Consider the following 14,243-nt stretch of genomic DNA (forward strand, 5'->3'; position numbering starts at 1 on the left):
GATCCGCGAATGGCGGGCGCGGTACACAGGCAACATGTTCCCCCTGGTCATGAGGTCGGCCTGAGGACGAAAAGGTTCAAAGCGTCCACGAACAGGTGCTATAAGGCCATTTTGACGCCAAGGCGATACGCGTCAATGGTTCGCCGCAAAGTTGTTGCAGCCATTGGTTGTCGATGGTGGGGTGGCCGGTTGCGGCCGAGTCCCGTCCAACATGCTTGTTGCGTGACCTGCCAGTGCTTGACGTCGCACGACATGATTTGGAGTTGGCTTCGGTGACGTTGGTCAGGCGTGTTGTATGGATCGGCCTGTTTCTCTGCAGCGGCCTCGGCACGGTCTCCGCGCACGCCGCAACCGAGATCATGTGGTGGCACGCCATGTCCGGCCAGCTTGGCAAGCAGCTGGACAAGCTCGCCGCCGACTTCAACGGCTCGCAAAGCGACTATCACATCGTGCCGACCTACAAGGGCACGTATACGGAGACCGTCACGGCTGCAATCTTCGCATTTCGCTCGCGGAGCCAGCCTGCGATCGTGCAGGTGAACGAGATCGCGACAGCCACGATGACCGCGGCAAAGGGCGCGATCTATCCCGTATTCGAGCTGATGCGTGACGAGCAGGAGGCATTCTCGCCGTCAGCCTATCTTCCGGCCGTGACCGGTTATTATGCCGATGCCGACGGCAACATGCTGTCCTTCCCGTTCAATGCATCGACGCCCATCCTGTATTACAACAAGGATCAGTTCCGCGCGGCAGGGCTCGACCCCGAGACGCCACCGAAGACCTGGTCAGAACTCGGCAAGATGGCCAAGCGGTTGCGTGAGCACGGCATGGTGTGCGGCTTCACGACGTCGTGGCCGTCATGGATCAACATCGAGAACTTCTCTGCGTACCACAATCTGCCGATCGCGACGCGCGACAACGGTTTTGCCGGACTGGACGCCGCCCTGAGCTTCAACAATCCCCAGGTGACGCGGCACATCGCGCAGCTCGCGGAGTGGCAGAAGAGCAAGGTCTTCGACTATGGCGGGCGCGGCCAGGCGGCCGAGCCGCGCTTCCAGAAGGGCGAGTGCGGCATCTTCATCGGCTCGTCGGCGACCCGCGCCGACATCAAGGCGAACTCCAAGTTCGAAATCGGCTACGGCATGATGCCGTACTGGCCTGATGTCGCGGGCGCGCCGCAGAATTCGATCATCGGCGGCGCGACGCTGTGGGTGCTGCGCGACCGACCGGCCGCAGAATACAAGGGCGTTGCCAAGTTCTTCGCCTATCTGTCGCGGCCGGACATCCAGGCCGCATGGCATCAGAACACGGGCTATCTGCCGATCACCCAGGCGGCGTTCGATCTGACCCGGACGCAAGGCTTCTACGACCGCAACCCCGGAGCGGCGATCTCCATCGAGCAGGTGACGCTGCATCCGCCGACGCAGAATTCACGCGGCCTGCGGCTCGGCTCGTTCGTGCTGATCCGCGACGCCATCGAGGACGAGATGGAGCAGGCCTTCAGCGGCCGCAAGCCAGCCCAAGCCGCTCTCAATGCGGCCGTCGAGCGCGGCAACCGCCTGCTGCGCCAGTTCGAGCGCGCGAGCCCGGACCGTTGATGGTGGGATTGCCTCGCGTCGCGGATGCCGAGCAGTTGCGGCGCCTGCGTGCCGATGCGGCGCGTTGGCTGCCGGCGGCGCGTGACATCGTCAGATCGCATAGCTATGGCGCAGCGCCGCTCGTGCCATTTGCGGCGGGCACCAATCTGGTCGCGACGCTCGGCGAGGGTGCGATCCTGAAGATCTTCCCAGCCTTTCTTCGCCGACAATTCCTGTCCGAGCGGGCGTCGCTGCGCCTGATTTTCAGGCGCCTGGCCGACGTTGCCACGCCCGAATTGCTGCACGAGGGCGAGCGCGACGGCTGGTCCTATCTGATCATGACACGGCTCGACGGCGTTCCTGCATCCGACGTCTGGCCGCTTCTGGCAGAGCCGGACAAGCAGCATTTGCTCCGGCAGGTCGGCCGCGTGATCGCCGACGTCCAGCGAGTCCCGCCCGGGCAGCTGATGGAGCTTGGCCCGAGCTGGTCGGACTTCCTGCGGGCGCAAGTCGCGGGCTGTCGCAATCGCCATCAGCGGCTCGGGCTGCCGTCGCCGCTGCTGGCGCAACTCGATGATCTCTTGCGGGAAGCGACCGCGCTGCTGCCGCGTGATCCGCAGCCGGTCATCCTGACCGGCGAATACATTCCGGAGAACTTCCTGATCGCAGGCGGCAGCCAGGGCTGGCGCGTGAGCGGGCTGTTCGACTTCGGCGACGTCATGACCGGGTTCGGCGAATACGACCTGCTGGGACCGAGCGCCTTCATGGCCGCCGGCCGTCCGGGACGCGTGCGCGCCCTGTTCGAAGGCTATGGCGTCCCGCCGGCGGGCATCACCTGGCAGCTCAAGCGACGGCTGCTCGTGCTGATGCTGTTGCACCAGCACAGCGATCCGCTCCGGCACATCTGCATCCCGGATTGGGCGTCCAAGGTACGCGACTTCGATGAGCTGCAGGCGCTGATCTGGCCCGATTGAGCGGCGCGGCTCAGCCCTTGGTTTGGATCAGCTTGGCGGCGCGCGCGAGCACGTCGGCCACGGCGGCGAGGCCCGATCCGCCTCCGGCGCCGCCGCCCCAGCCGGACACGTAGCCGCCACCGAGCGCGCGAACCTTGGCCAGCGCGCCCGCAACCAGCGCCCGGCACTGCGAGACGGCGGACAAGGCCTGCGCCTTGGTCGTGGCTACCCGCAGCTTTGCGGCGGCATTGCTGAGGGCGCGGCGCGTCTCCGGCACGCCCGGCGCGGTGATCTCGTTGCTGAGCTTGTCCAGGACGTTGGCAACGCAGTCATACAGCGCCTTGCCACTGTTGGTGGCGCAGCCCGCAAGACCGCCATTCGCGGTCACCGCGGCAGCCGCCATGCCGGCATCGGCGCGCGCCGGCGTGCCGGCGAGCAGGCCCAGTCCCAGCACGGCGAGGACCATCGCCATCACGGTCAGGCGGTGCGATCTTTCCTTGATAGACATGCTTGTCTCGCTGCTGCGTCAGCCCTTGCTCTGGACCAGTTGGATCGCGCGCGACAGCACGCTGGAGATGGAGGTCAGGCCCGTGTCGCCCAGTCCGGTGACGTAGCGGCCGCCGGCCGCGCGGACCTGCTTCAGGTATCCCGATATCACCGACTGGCAGCGCGAGATCGCCGAGATGGCTTGCGCCTTGGAGCTGGCCGCGCGCAATCCGGCTGCGGCCGTCTGCAACGCGCGTTGCGTCTCCGGAACGTTGGCCGCGCCGATGTTGGAAGCCATCCGATCGATCACGTCGGCGACACAGTTGTAGAGGTCCTTGCCCGTCCTGCTTCTGCACATCTCGAGCCCGCCCGCGGCAGTGCTCGCCGCAGCATTCAGAACGGCCGACGCCATGGCTGGTCGTGTCGGCACAGATCCGAGCAGGGTGAACAACGCCAGCATGGCCATCAGCGGCCAAAATCGAGATCGCCGCGCGACGGGCGCGCTCCGAGCGTTTGCTTTCGTCATACCGTCCCCCCCTTGGTGCGCCCCTCACGGAGCCGTCGATGGCATGATCGCGTTGCCGACGAGGAAGTCGCAGGGCACCGTCGTCATCTTTGGCTCTCCCTTGAGCGAAAATAGCCTCTCCCACTGTGATCTGCGACACACAACGCCCCCCGGCGCGTCTTCGACGATCAGCACCGCATACAGCCGGTCGCGCTTCTCGAACGCCTTGAGACTGGTGTCGTCGGGAAAGGTCTGCAGCAACGTCAGAATGCCGTGTCCGCTGTCGCTGTCGGCGGCGATCCCGGCAATGCCGGTGATCGTGCGCGGCTTGCCGTTCTCGATCGATGCGCTGACGAAGACGCCTTCGGCGACGGTGCTGCGCAGGATCTTCTGCTTGATGAAATCGGGTCCCAGTTCAGGGCTCGCGCGCAGCCTGTTCTTCAATGTGGGCGAGAAGTACAGTTTGTCCGTTCCGCCGCGAAAGACGATGGTGGTGCCCTCGGGCCCGCCCGCCAGCAGGTTCTGGAATTCGCGGCCGCTCAGAACCTCGGCCGTCGCCGGAGCGCTCCACAGCAGGAAACTCATCAGCAATATGAAATAAGGTCGCGGCATCAGGCGCTGTGCAATGGAGGCCATGAAGCGGATCATACGTGCTGTCTGCCGTCAATTCGATGAATGGTGGCCGGCTGTCGCGGCTTCGATATAATGCCGACATGCGAACAGGATTTTTCCGCCATTCAGTCTGGTCCATCGCGGCACTCGCGCTCGGGCTCATCTTGCACGGGATCGCGCCAGCTATCGCGGCCGAGGCTCAGAGGAAGATGGTACCTGCGTCAGCGCCACGCGTGGCGCTCGTCGTCGGCAATGCCAACTACGCGCGGCTGCGGCCGCTGGAAAATCCCGGCAAGGACGCCGACCTGATCGCGGAACGGCTTCGGCAGCTTGGCTTCGAGGTGACGCTGAAGACCAATCGCGACCTGAAGGCGATGGGCGAGGATGTCGAGGCTTTCGCGCAGGTCATCAAGCAGCGCGGCCCCGACGTCGTATCGGTGTTCTACTATGCCGGACATGGTCTGGAGAGCGACGGGCTGAACTACCTTGTCCCTGTCGACGCCGACATCAAGCGCAAGGCGGATCTCGCCGGCCACGCCGTGAGCGTCAAGCGCATTGCGGACCGGCTGTCATCGGCCGGCAACCGCGTCAACATCCTGATCCTCGATGCGTGTCGCGACAATCCGTTTCCCGCGGGGGCGTCGACGGCCAACGGGCTGCTCGGGCTGGCCCCGATGGGCGCGGTCTATGGCGCCTTCATCGCGTCCGCCACCGGCTCCGGCAAGGCGGCTTTCGACGGCGACAACGGCCACAGCCCCTATACGCTGGCGTTGGCGCAGGCGATGAGCGCACCCGGCGAGAAGCTGGAGGACGTGTTCAAGAGCGTCCGCCGCCAGGTCCGGCTGGCGACAGCCGAGCAGCAGATCCCGTGGGAATCCACGTCGATCGAGACGGACTTCTACTTCGTGCCACCGGCGCCGCCGCCAAGCCAGGCTACCCAGCTTCTCGCGGCTGCGACCGAGACTGACAACCTTGCGCTGTTCGAACTGCTGGCCGACCGCTTTCCCGACAGCGAGGAGGCCGCGCGCGCCCGCAAGATCCTGGAGCAGCGCCGGGCCGCAGCGGTCGATCGCAAGCCGCCGGACGCCTCGAATGCCGCCGAGGTGCTGGCGAGAGCTCGCCAGGTCCGAACGCCCGAGGCGTTCGATCTGGTCGCCTCACTATTTCCAGACGCGCCCGAAGCCGCCGAGGCGCGCGCTTTGGCGTCCCGATTGCGCGAAGCCGTGGTGCTGGACAGCGCAGGGCCGAGCTTCGAAGGGCGTGAGCTGATTGCCCGGCTTCAGGACGAACTGACCCGGCTCGGCTGTCTCAGTGGACCGCTGAGCGGATCGTTCGATCCATCGACGGTCGGGGGTCTGAGACGGGCCTCGCTGCTGACCGACGAACACTATCTCTGGTACCGGCCGACCATGGCCGCACTCCGGGCCTTGAAAAAGATCGACGCCAAGGAGGGATGCGCGCGTCAGAGGATCGCGGCCGGCCCGCGTTGCCAGCGCATCAACAACGAGGACTACTGCCAGTAGCCATGCCGCCCATCCGGGCAGCCTTCTCCGGGTGCCTACAACATAGTCAAAACTTGATTTTTGTATGCAATGGGCTTGAGGCGCGCTTGCCAACTCGTCGAAAAGTCTAATTTATTCAATAGTTTGTCTTTTCCGCCGGCTTGGCACGAAGCTTGCGAAATCTACTCCCGCCGGTCGTACTCCGTGGGAGCATTTGATGAAGCGTCGCGATTTTCTGAAGTCGGTGTCTGGTCTTGCCGCGGGTGCCGCGCTGCCGATGGCGCCGGCGGTGATGTCCTCCGCCAAGGCCGATGCACGGTCCGAGACGTTGCTCATCGTGTCCGAGGGCGGGCCGAACAATCTGGACATCCATGGCATCGGCACCAACGTGCCGGGCTACGAGGTCTCCTGGAACTGCTACGACCGGCTGATCGGCCACGAGATGAAGAGCGGTCCCGGCGGCGTGCCGTATTACGACCGCGACAAGTTCAAGCCAGAGCTCGCCGAGGACATGACGATCGGCGACATGTCGGCCACCTTCAAGCTGCGCAAGAACGCCAAATTCCACGATGGCACGCCGGTCACCGCCAAGGACGTGAAGTGGTCGCTCGATCGTGCGGTCAGCGTCGGCGGTTTCCCGACTTTCCAGATGAGCGCGGGCTCGCTGACCAAGCCCGAGCAGTTCGTCATCGTCGATGACTATACGGTGCGCGTCGACTTCCTCAGGAAGGACCGGCTGACGATTCCCGATCTCGCCGTCATCGTGCCCTGCATCGTTAACTCCGAACTTGTCAAGAAAAACGCCACTGACAAGGACCCGTGGGGCCTCGAATACACCAAGCAGCAGACGGCGGGCTCCGGCGCCTACAAGGTGACGAAATGGACCGCCGGCACCGAAGTGATCATGGAACGCAATGACGACTGGGTGTGCGGTCCGCTGCCGAAGATCAAGCGCGTGATCTGGCGCATGGTGCCGCAGGCCGGCAACCGCCGTGCGCTGCTCGAGCGCGGCGATGCCGATATCTCCTATGAGCTGCCGAACAAGGACTTCCAGGAGATGAAGTCGAACGGCAAGCACACCGTGATCTCGCTGCCGATCTCCAACGGCATCCAGTACATCGGCATGAACGTGACCAAGCCGCCGTTCGACAATCCCAAGGTCAGGCAGGCGCTCGCCTATGCGATGCCGTACCAGAAGATCATCGACGCTGTCATGTTCGGGCTCGCCAATCCGATGTTCGGCGCCGCGCCCGACAAGGCGACCGACGTCGCCTGGCCGCAGCCGACGAAATACGTCACCGACATGGAGAAGGCGAGGGCGTTGCTGGCCGAGGCCGGCTATGCCAACGGCTTCGAGACGACGATCTCGTTCGATCTCAATTTTGCGCAGGTGAACGAGCCCTTGTGCGTGCTGGTGCAGGAGAGCCTCGCCCAGCTCGGCATCAAGACCACGATCAACAAGGTGCCCGGCGCCAATTGGCGCACCGAGCTGAACAAGAAGGAGATGCCGCTCTTCACCAACATCTTCTCGGGCTGGCTCGATTATCCCGAGTACTTCTTCTACTGGTGCTACCACGGCAACAATTCCGTGTTCAACACGATGAGCTACAAGTCGCCCGAGATGGACAAGCTCATCAACGGCGCGCGCGACGCCGCCGCCACCGGCGACAAGGCGGCCTATGATGCCGACGTGAAGGGCTTCGTCGACCTCGCCTTCGCCGAGGTGCCGCGCATCCCGCTGTACCAGCCGTTCGTTAACGTTGCGATGCAGAAGAACATCTCCGGCTATCAGTACTGGTTCCATCGCCGGCTCGACTATCGCGCGCTGGTGAAGGGGTGAGAGGTGGCGAATGGCGAGTGGCGAATAGGGAGTAGGGAATGGTGAAGGCTCGTCGAGGATCCAGGCCGGGAGGCCGCTACTCGCTATTCGCCAATCACTATTCGCCTGCGCTCCGAGCGGAGCGCCGCGCATGATCGGCCTCATCGCAAAGCGCCTCGCTTTTGCCATCCCCTCGCTGATCGGCGTGGTAATTGTCACCTTCCTGCTCACCCGCGCTTTGCCCGGTGACCCCGCCGCCTATTTCGCCGGTCCTGCCGCGACCAAGGAAGCCGTCGAACAGATCCGCAAGAAGCTCGGCTTCGACAAGCCACTGGTCGAGCAGTTCTTCCGCTACACGGTTGATCTCGCCCATGGCGATCTCGGCAGCTCGCTGACGACGGGCCAGCCGGTCGCGACCGAGATCCGCAACCGCTTACCCGCTTCCGCCGAGCTCACTCTGCTCGGCCTGCTGGTCTCTGTCGCCATCGCGCTGCCGCTCGGTGTGCTTGCGGCGACCCGGCCGGGCTCATGGATTGACCATACCTGCCGCGTCGTCACCACAGCCGGTGTCTCACTGCCGGTGTTCTTCACCGGGCTCGTGCTCGTGTATGTGTTCTACTTCCAGCTCGGCTGGTCGCCGGCGCCGCTCGGCCGTCTCGACGTGTTCTACAGCGCACCGCCAACCATCACCGGCTTCTACTTGATCGACACGTTGATCGCGCGTGATGGCGAAGCGTTCCGCTCAGCGCTCAGCCAGCTGATCCTGCCGGCCGCAACGCTTGCGATCTTCTCACTCGCTCCGATCGCACGCATGACCCGGGCCTCAATGCTGTCGGTGCTGTCGTCGGAGTTCGTGCGCACCGCGCGCGCCTCCGGCCTGTCGCCGTCGACCGTCACGGTCACCTACGCGTTCCGTAATGCGATGCTGCCGGTCATCACCACGCTGTCGATGGTGTTCTCCTTCCTGCTCGGCGCAAACGTGCTGGTGGAGAAGGTGTTCGCCTGGCCGGGCATCGGCTCCTATGCGGTGGAGGCGCTGATCGCCTCCGACTTCGCGCCGGTGCAGGGCTTCGTGCTGACCATGGCGATCATGTACGTGGTCCTGAACCTCATCATCGACATTCTCTATGGCGTCATCGATCCCCGAGTGAGGCTGGAAGGATGAGCACTGTCGCGCCGACAATCGAACCCGCGGCCATATCGGCCCGCACATCCGGGGTCATGGCCCTGATCGGGCACACGCGCTATGTGCTCGCCGAGAACAAGGTCACCGGCTTTGCCTTCGGGCTTCTCGTCGTGATCCTGTTCGCAGCGATCTTCGGGCCGTGGATCGTGCCCTATGATCCGCTAACCAGCGACACCGCCGCGGCGTTGAAGCCGCCCTCGGCTGCGCACTGGTTCGGCACCGACCAGCTCGGCCGCGACATCTTCAGCCGTGTCGTGGTCGCGAGCCGGCTGGATACGTTCATCGCCGTTGCCTCAGTGGCGCTGGTGTTCTTCATGGGCGGCCTCGCCGGCGTCGCCGCCGGCTTCTTCGGCGGCTGGACCGACCGCATCGTCGGCCGCGTCGCCGATACGATCATGGCGTTTCCGCTGTTCGTGCTGGCGATGGGCATCGTCGCCGCGCTCGGCAACACCGTGCAGAACATCATCATCGCCACAGCGATCGTGAACTTTCCGCTCTACGCCCGCGTCGCGCGCGCGGAGGCCAATGTCCGCCGCAATGCCGGCTTCGTGCAGGCGGCGCGGCTGTCGGGCAACAGCGAAATGCGCATCCTGCTCGGCCACATCCTGCCGAACATCATGCCGATCATGATCGTGCAGATGTCGCTGACGATGGGCTATGCGATTCTCAATGCTGCCGGCCTGTCCTTCATCGGCCTCGGCGTGCGGCCGCCAACGGCCGAATGGGGCATCATGGTCGCCGAGGGCGCGTCGTTCATGGTGTCGGGCGAATGGTGGATCGCGCTGTTTCCCGGCGTCGCGCTGATGATCGCGGTGTTCTGCTTCAACCTGCTCGGCGACGGCCTGCGTGACATTGTCGATCCGCAGCGCAGGACGTGAGGCGATGGGCGCGCCACACCCACACTCCGTCATTGCCGGGCTTGACCCGGCAATCCATCCCTTCAGACAGCCCTTCCTTGGCTTGATGGATGCGCGGGTCAGGCCCGCGCACGACGAGCGGGAAAAGTGGAGGCATCGATGACCGCCCAGCCGCTGCTCGACGTTCGCGATCTCACGGTCGAATTCTCCACCCGCCGCGGCATCGTCAAGGCGGTGCAGCATGTCGACATCTCCGTGGCGAAGGGCGAGACGCTCGCGATCGTCGGCGAGTCCGGCTCGGGCAAATCGGTGACGTCCTACGCCGTCATGCGCATTCTCGACCGGGCCGGCCGCATCGCCGAGGGCTCGGTGATGTTCTCCGGCGTCGACGTCAAATCGGCCGACGAGAGCGCGATGCGCGATCTGCGCGGGCGCGAGATCTCGATGATCTTCCAGAACCCGCGCGCGGCGCTGAATCCGATCCGCAAGGTGGGCCAGCAGATCGAGGACGTGCTGAAGCAGCACGCCCAGGCGGCTGCCAGCGATCGCGCCGAGAAGGCGATCGCCGCGCTGGAGCAGGTCAAGATCGCGCGCCCGCGGGAGCGCTATCACGCCTATCCGTTCGAATTGTCGGGCGGCATGTGCCAGCGTGTGGTCATCGCGCTGGCGCTCGCGTGCAATCCGCAGCTCCTGATCGCCGACGAGCCGACCACGGGTCTCGACGTCACGACGCAGAAGGCGGTGATGGATCTCGTCGTCGAGCTGACCAAGAGCCGCGGCATGTCGACGATCCTGATCACGCATGATCTCGGTCTCGCCGCCGCCTATTGCGACCGCGTTGTGGTGATGGAAAAGGGCCGGGTGGTCGAGACCGCCAAGGCCGCCGACATCTTCGCCAACCCGCAGCATCCCTACACACGCAAGCTGATGCGGGCCACGCCGCGGCTCGGTGTCTCCTTGCGGGAGCTGCTGCCGGAGGAGGAGACGTCAGCGTCGTCTCACGCACCCTCCGTCATGGCCGGGCTTGACCCGGCCATCCATCTCGCTTCGCAAGAGTCGTTCAAGGTGATGGACCCCCGGGTCGAGCCCGGGGGTGACGAGCGGAAATCGGGGACGTCGCGCCCGCTCCTCCTCGTCGACAAGCTCGTCAAGGAATATCCGCGCCAGGGCGCCTCGGCGACGTTGTCAAAACTGTTCGGCCGCAAGCCGGCGATCGAGCCTGAGATGTTCCGCGCCGTCGACGGCATCAGCTTCACCGTCGGTCATGGCGAGAGCGTCGGCCTGGTCGGCGAGTCCGGTTGCGGCAAGTCGACCACGTCGATGATGGTGATGCGGCTGCTCGACCAGACGTCCGGCCGTATCAGCTTCGATGGCGAGGAGATCGGCAACATCCTGCCGCAGGCGTTTGCGCGGCTGCCGCTGCGCAGCCACATCCAGATGGTGTTCCAGGATCCAACCGACAGCCTCAACCCGCGCTTCACCGCAGCGCGGGCCATCGCCGATCCGATCCTGCAGCTCGGCGAGATCAAGGGGCGCAATGCGCTCCGTGCGCGCTGCGAGGAGCTCGCGACGATGGTCGGCCTGCCGCTCAACCTGCTCGACCGGTTTCCGCACCAATTGTCGGGCGGCCAGAAAGCGCGCGTCGGCATCGCCCGCGCCATTGCGCTGCACCCAAAGCTCGTCATCCTCGACGAGCCGACTGCGGCGCTCGACGTCTCCGTGCAGGCGGTCGTGCTCAATCTGCTGCAGGACCTCAAGCAGCAGCTGGGCATGAGCTATCTGTTCGTCTCGCATGATTTGAATGTGGTGCGGTTGTTGTGCGATCGTGTGATCGTGATGCGGTCGGGCCGAATCGTCGAGCAAGGCACGTCCGAGCGTGTGCTAGGTGATCCGCAGGACGCCTATACGCGCGAGCTGCTGACGGCGATTCCGCACCCGCCGCTGCCGGCGCATTGAATGCGAGTTTGAGGGAGAGGCTGATGGCCGAAGCTTCGGACGGTTCTTGGGACGACTACATCGACGCGGTCGGACGCGCTCTCGCGCTGCCGATCGAGGACGCCTGGCGGCCGGCGATCCGGGCCAATCTCGAGGTCTCGCTGCGCATGGCGAAGCTGGTCGACGAATTCTCCCTGCCTGATGAAACCGAGCCCGCCAGTGTCTTCACCGCTTGATTCGACCGAGATGTCCGCAATTGCCATCGCTGCCGCGGTGAAGGCCGGCAAGCTTTCCGCCGTGGAAGCGACCGAAGCTGCGCTTGCCTGCATCGCACGGCGCAACGGCGTGCTGAATGCCTTCACCGACGTCACCGCCGAGCGCGCCCGCGCCAAGGCGCGCGAGGTCGACGTGGCGATCGCGGCGGGCAAACCCGTTGGCCCGCTCGCCGGCGTGCCCTATGCGGTCAAGAACCTGTTCGATGTCGCGGGATTGCCGACCCGGGCCGGCTCCAAGATCAACCGCGACCGTCCGGCGGCGGCGCGTGACGCGACACTGATCGAGCGAATGGACGCCGCTGGTGCCGTGCTCGTCGGCGCGCTCAACATGGGCGAATACGCCTATGACTTCACCGGCGAGAACGTTCACGACGGCCCGTCGCGCAATCCGCACGATCCGACGCGGATGAGCGGCGGCTCGTCAGGCGGATCGGGCAGCGCCGTCGGCGGCGGCCTGGTGCCGATCGCGCTCGGCTCCGACACCAACGGCTCGATCCGCGTGCCGTCATCGTTCTGTGGCATCTTCGGGCTGAAGCCGACCTATGGCCGGCTGTCGCGCGCGCGCTCCTTTCCGTTCGTGGCGAGCCTCGATCACCTCGGTCCGTTCGCGCGCTCGGTCGAGGATCTCGCGCTTGCTTACGATGCGATGCAGGGGCCCGATCCGGATGACGCAGCCTGCACGGCGCGCGCGCCGGAGCCGGTCTCTGGCCTGCTCTCGCAGGGGCTCGGCGATCTGCGCATCGCCCTCGCGGGCGGCCATTTTCAGAAGCATCTGTTTCCTGAAGCGACTGAGGCGGTCAGCCGTGTGGCCACGGCGCTGAAGGCGACGGATGTCGTCGAGGTGCCCGAAGCTGCGCGCGCCCGCGCGGCCGCCTACGTCATCAGCACCACGGAAGGCGCCTCGCTGCATCTCGACCGCCTGCGCACGCTGCCCAACGATTTCGATCCCGCGGTGCGCGATCGCCTGATCGCAGGCGCAATGATTCCCGCACCGATGGTCGATCGCGCGCAGAAATTCCGGCGCTGGTATCGCGCGCAGATGCTCGACATCTTCAAATCCGTGGACGTGCTGATCGCGCCCGCGACGCCCTGTATTGCGCCGAAGCTCGGGCAGGCGACCTTCGTGCTCGACGGCGTCGAGCTGCCGGTGCGCGCGAACATCGGCATTCATACCCAGCCGATCTCGTTCATCGGGCTGCCGGTCGTTGCGGTGCCGATTCCGCTCGAGCCCATGCCCATCGGCGTGCAGATCATCGCGGCACCCTGGTGCGAACATATCGCATTGCGTGTGGCCCACGCCTTGCAACAGCTTGGTGTCGCCGCCGCGCCGGCCCCGAGAGGAGTTCTGGAGAATGGAAGTCGATCTGCCTGACGTCGTTGCTGAAGTCACCGCCCAGTTCCAGCTCTATGAACAGGCGCTGGTCAGCAACGATGTCGCCGTGCTCGACCAACTGTTCCGACAGGACTCCCGCACGCTGCGCTATGGCATCGGCGAGAACCTCTACGGTTATGGCGAGATTGCGGCGTTTCGCGCCGCACGTTCGCCGGCCGGCCTGATGCGGCGCACGGCGCGCACGGTGATCTCGACCTACGGCCGCGACACCGCCGTCGCCTCGACCTTGTTCTATCGCGACACCGCGCCCGGCAAGGTCGGGCGGCAGATGCAGACCTGGATCCGGTTTCCCGAGGGATGGCGGATCGTAGCCGCCCATGTCAGCATCATCGACGAAGCAAAAGGCGGCTGATCATGAGCCTGGACGATCTTCCGCCGCGCACGCAGCCGCGGCTCGTTCGCGATTCCGCTCTGCCGCGCACCGATCGTGCGCCGCCTGCGGTCGCCAAGATCACCCGCGCGGAGGAGCTGCGCCTGCAACTCGCCGACGATATCGTGCGCGGCGCATTGGCGCCCGGCGCGCCGCTGGACGAGACCGAGATCGCCAAGCGCTTCAACGTATCGCGGACGCCGGTGCGCGAGGCGCTGCGCCAGCTCGCAGCCTCAGGACTGATCGAGGCGCGCGCGCATCGCGGCGCCGTGGTGGCGCGTCCGTCGATCGACCGGCTCACCGGCATGTTCGAGGCCATGGCGGAGCTCGAAGGCCTGTGCGCGGGGCTCGCGGCGCAACGCATGACGCCGGTCGAGCGGCAGCGGCTTGAGGCCATCCACGAGGAGCTGCGCAATCTCAGCCACGCCGGCAATCCCGAGCGCTTCCACGAGGTGAACGAGCGCTTCCACAACGCGATCTATGCCGGCGCGCACAATGCCTATATCGCCGAGATCACCCTGGCGACGCGGGTCCGCGTGCAGCCGTTCCGCCGCGCCCAGTTCCGCAATCTCGGCCGCCTCGCCAAGTCGCATGCCGAGCACGACCGCGTCGTCGTCGCCATCCTGCGCGGCGACAAGGCCGGCGCGGCGAACGCGATGCGCGCCCACATCGAGCTGGTTCGCGGCGAATACGAGATCTACGCGGTGTCGGTGTAGGTGGTCGTTCGAGCGGTAGGGTGGGCAAAGGCGCTGCCGTGCTCTTTCACCGCGCAA

Annotated in this window: 14 protein-coding genes; 11 read left to right on the forward strand and 3 right to left on the reverse strand. The window is 65.5% G+C overall.

Annotated elements, in window-relative coordinates; translation table 11 throughout:
• Positions 1-278 precede the first annotated feature (278 nt).
• Together ugpB and ACQR07_RS08740 are read left to right on the forward strand one after the other, a co-directional pair.
• Positions 279-1,598, forward strand: a complete 1,320-nt coding sequence (gene ugpB, locus ACQR07_RS08735; RefSeq protein ID WP_434902272.1) for a sn-glycerol-3-phosphate ABC transporter substrate-binding protein UgpB — start codon at positions 279-281, stop codon at positions 1,596-1,598.
• The gene (locus tag ACQR07_RS08740; RefSeq protein ID WP_434901910.1) at positions 1,598-2,551 is read left to right on the forward strand and encodes an aminoglycoside phosphotransferase family protein; all 954 of its coding nucleotides are present in this window, start codon (positions 1,598-1,600) and stop codon (positions 2,549-2,551) included. The genes ugpB and ACQR07_RS08740 overlap by 1 nt, the downstream gene beginning before the upstream one ends.
• Positions 2,552-2,561: 10 nt before the next feature.
• Here ACQR07_RS08740 and ACQR07_RS08745 read toward each other — a convergent pair whose 3' ends face one another.
• The 3 genes from ACQR07_RS08745 to ACQR07_RS08755 all read right to left on the reverse strand — a co-directional run bounded on the left by ACQR07_RS08745 (position 2,562) and on the right by ACQR07_RS08755 (position 4,169).
• Positions 2,562-3,038 (reverse strand): hypothetical protein, encoded by a 477-nt coding sequence (locus tag ACQR07_RS08745; protein ID WP_434901911.1) that lies wholly within the window; start codon positions 3,036-3,038, stop codon positions 2,562-2,564.
• A gap of 18 nt (positions 3,039-3,056) precedes the next feature.
• Complete coding sequence (locus ACQR07_RS08750) at positions 3,057-3,428, reverse strand: hypothetical protein (RefSeq protein ID WP_434901912.1); 372 nt, start codon at positions 3,426-3,428, stop codon at positions 3,057-3,059.
• A gap of 138 nt (positions 3,429-3,566) precedes the next feature.
• Positions 3,567-4,169 carry a hypothetical protein gene (locus ACQR07_RS08755; RefSeq protein ID WP_434901913.1) on the reverse strand — a complete coding sequence of 201 codons (603 nt, stop codon included), beginning with the start codon at positions 4,167-4,169 and terminating at the stop codon, positions 3,567-3,569.
• A 197-nt stretch (positions 4,170-4,366) separates the two neighbouring features.
• On the opposite strand from ACQR07_RS08755, the gene ACQR07_RS08760 reads away from it, so the two are divergent.
• The 9 genes from ACQR07_RS08760 (at position 4,367) to ACQR07_RS08800 (ending at position 14,186) form a co-directional block, all read left to right on the forward strand.
• Positions 4,367-5,656 (forward strand): caspase family protein, encoded by a 1,290-nt coding sequence (locus ACQR07_RS08760; protein ID WP_434901914.1) that lies wholly within the window; start codon positions 4,367-4,369, stop codon positions 5,654-5,656.
• A 196-nt stretch (positions 5,657-5,852) separates the two neighbouring features.
• Positions 5,853-7,475 (forward strand): ABC transporter substrate-binding protein, encoded by a 1,623-nt coding sequence (locus tag ACQR07_RS08765; protein WP_434901915.1) that lies wholly within the window; start codon positions 5,853-5,855, stop codon positions 7,473-7,475.
• A gap of 130 nt (positions 7,476-7,605) precedes the next feature.
• A complete protein-coding gene (locus tag ACQR07_RS08770) occupies positions 7,606-8,619 on the forward strand; it encodes an ABC transporter permease (RefSeq protein WP_434901916.1) in 1,014 nt (337 codons plus the stop codon).
• A complete protein-coding gene (locus ACQR07_RS08775; RefSeq protein ID WP_434901917.1) occupies positions 8,616-9,518 on the forward strand; it encodes an ABC transporter permease in 903 nt (300 codons plus the stop codon). Before ACQR07_RS08770 ends, ACQR07_RS08775 begins: the two co-directional genes overlap by 4 nt.
• Before the next feature lie 138 nt (positions 9,519-9,656).
• Positions 9,657-11,453 carry a dipeptide ABC transporter ATP-binding protein gene (locus ACQR07_RS08780; RefSeq protein WP_434901918.1) on the forward strand — a complete coding sequence of 599 codons (1,797 nt, stop codon included), beginning with the start codon at positions 9,657-9,659 and terminating at the stop codon, positions 11,451-11,453.
• A 23-nt stretch (positions 11,454-11,476) separates the two neighbouring features.
• Entirely contained in the window at positions 11,477-11,668 is a 192-nt protein-coding gene (locus ACQR07_RS08785) for a DUF4089 domain-containing protein (RefSeq protein ID WP_434901919.1), read from the forward strand.
• A 10-nt stretch (positions 11,669-11,678) separates the two neighbouring features.
• A complete protein-coding gene (locus ACQR07_RS08790; RefSeq protein ID WP_434901920.1) occupies positions 11,679-13,079 on the forward strand; it encodes an AtzE family amidohydrolase in 1,401 nt (466 codons plus the stop codon).
• Positions 13,060-13,452, forward strand: a complete 393-nt coding sequence (gene hpxZ, locus ACQR07_RS08795) for an oxalurate catabolism protein HpxZ (RefSeq protein ID WP_434901921.1) — start codon at positions 13,060-13,062, stop codon at positions 13,450-13,452. Before ACQR07_RS08790 ends, hpxZ begins: the two co-directional genes overlap by 20 nt.
• Positions 13,453-13,454: 2 nt before the next feature.
• Entirely contained in the window at positions 13,455-14,186 is a 732-nt protein-coding gene (locus tag ACQR07_RS08800) for a GntR family transcriptional regulator (RefSeq protein WP_434901922.1), read from the forward strand.
• Positions 14,187-14,243 lie beyond the last annotated feature (57 nt).

The sequence above is a fragment of the Bradyrhizobium sp. HKCCYLS20291 genome, from assembly GCF_051167715.1.
Classification (GTDB): domain Bacteria; phylum Pseudomonadota; class Alphaproteobacteria; order Rhizobiales; family Xanthobacteraceae; genus Bradyrhizobium.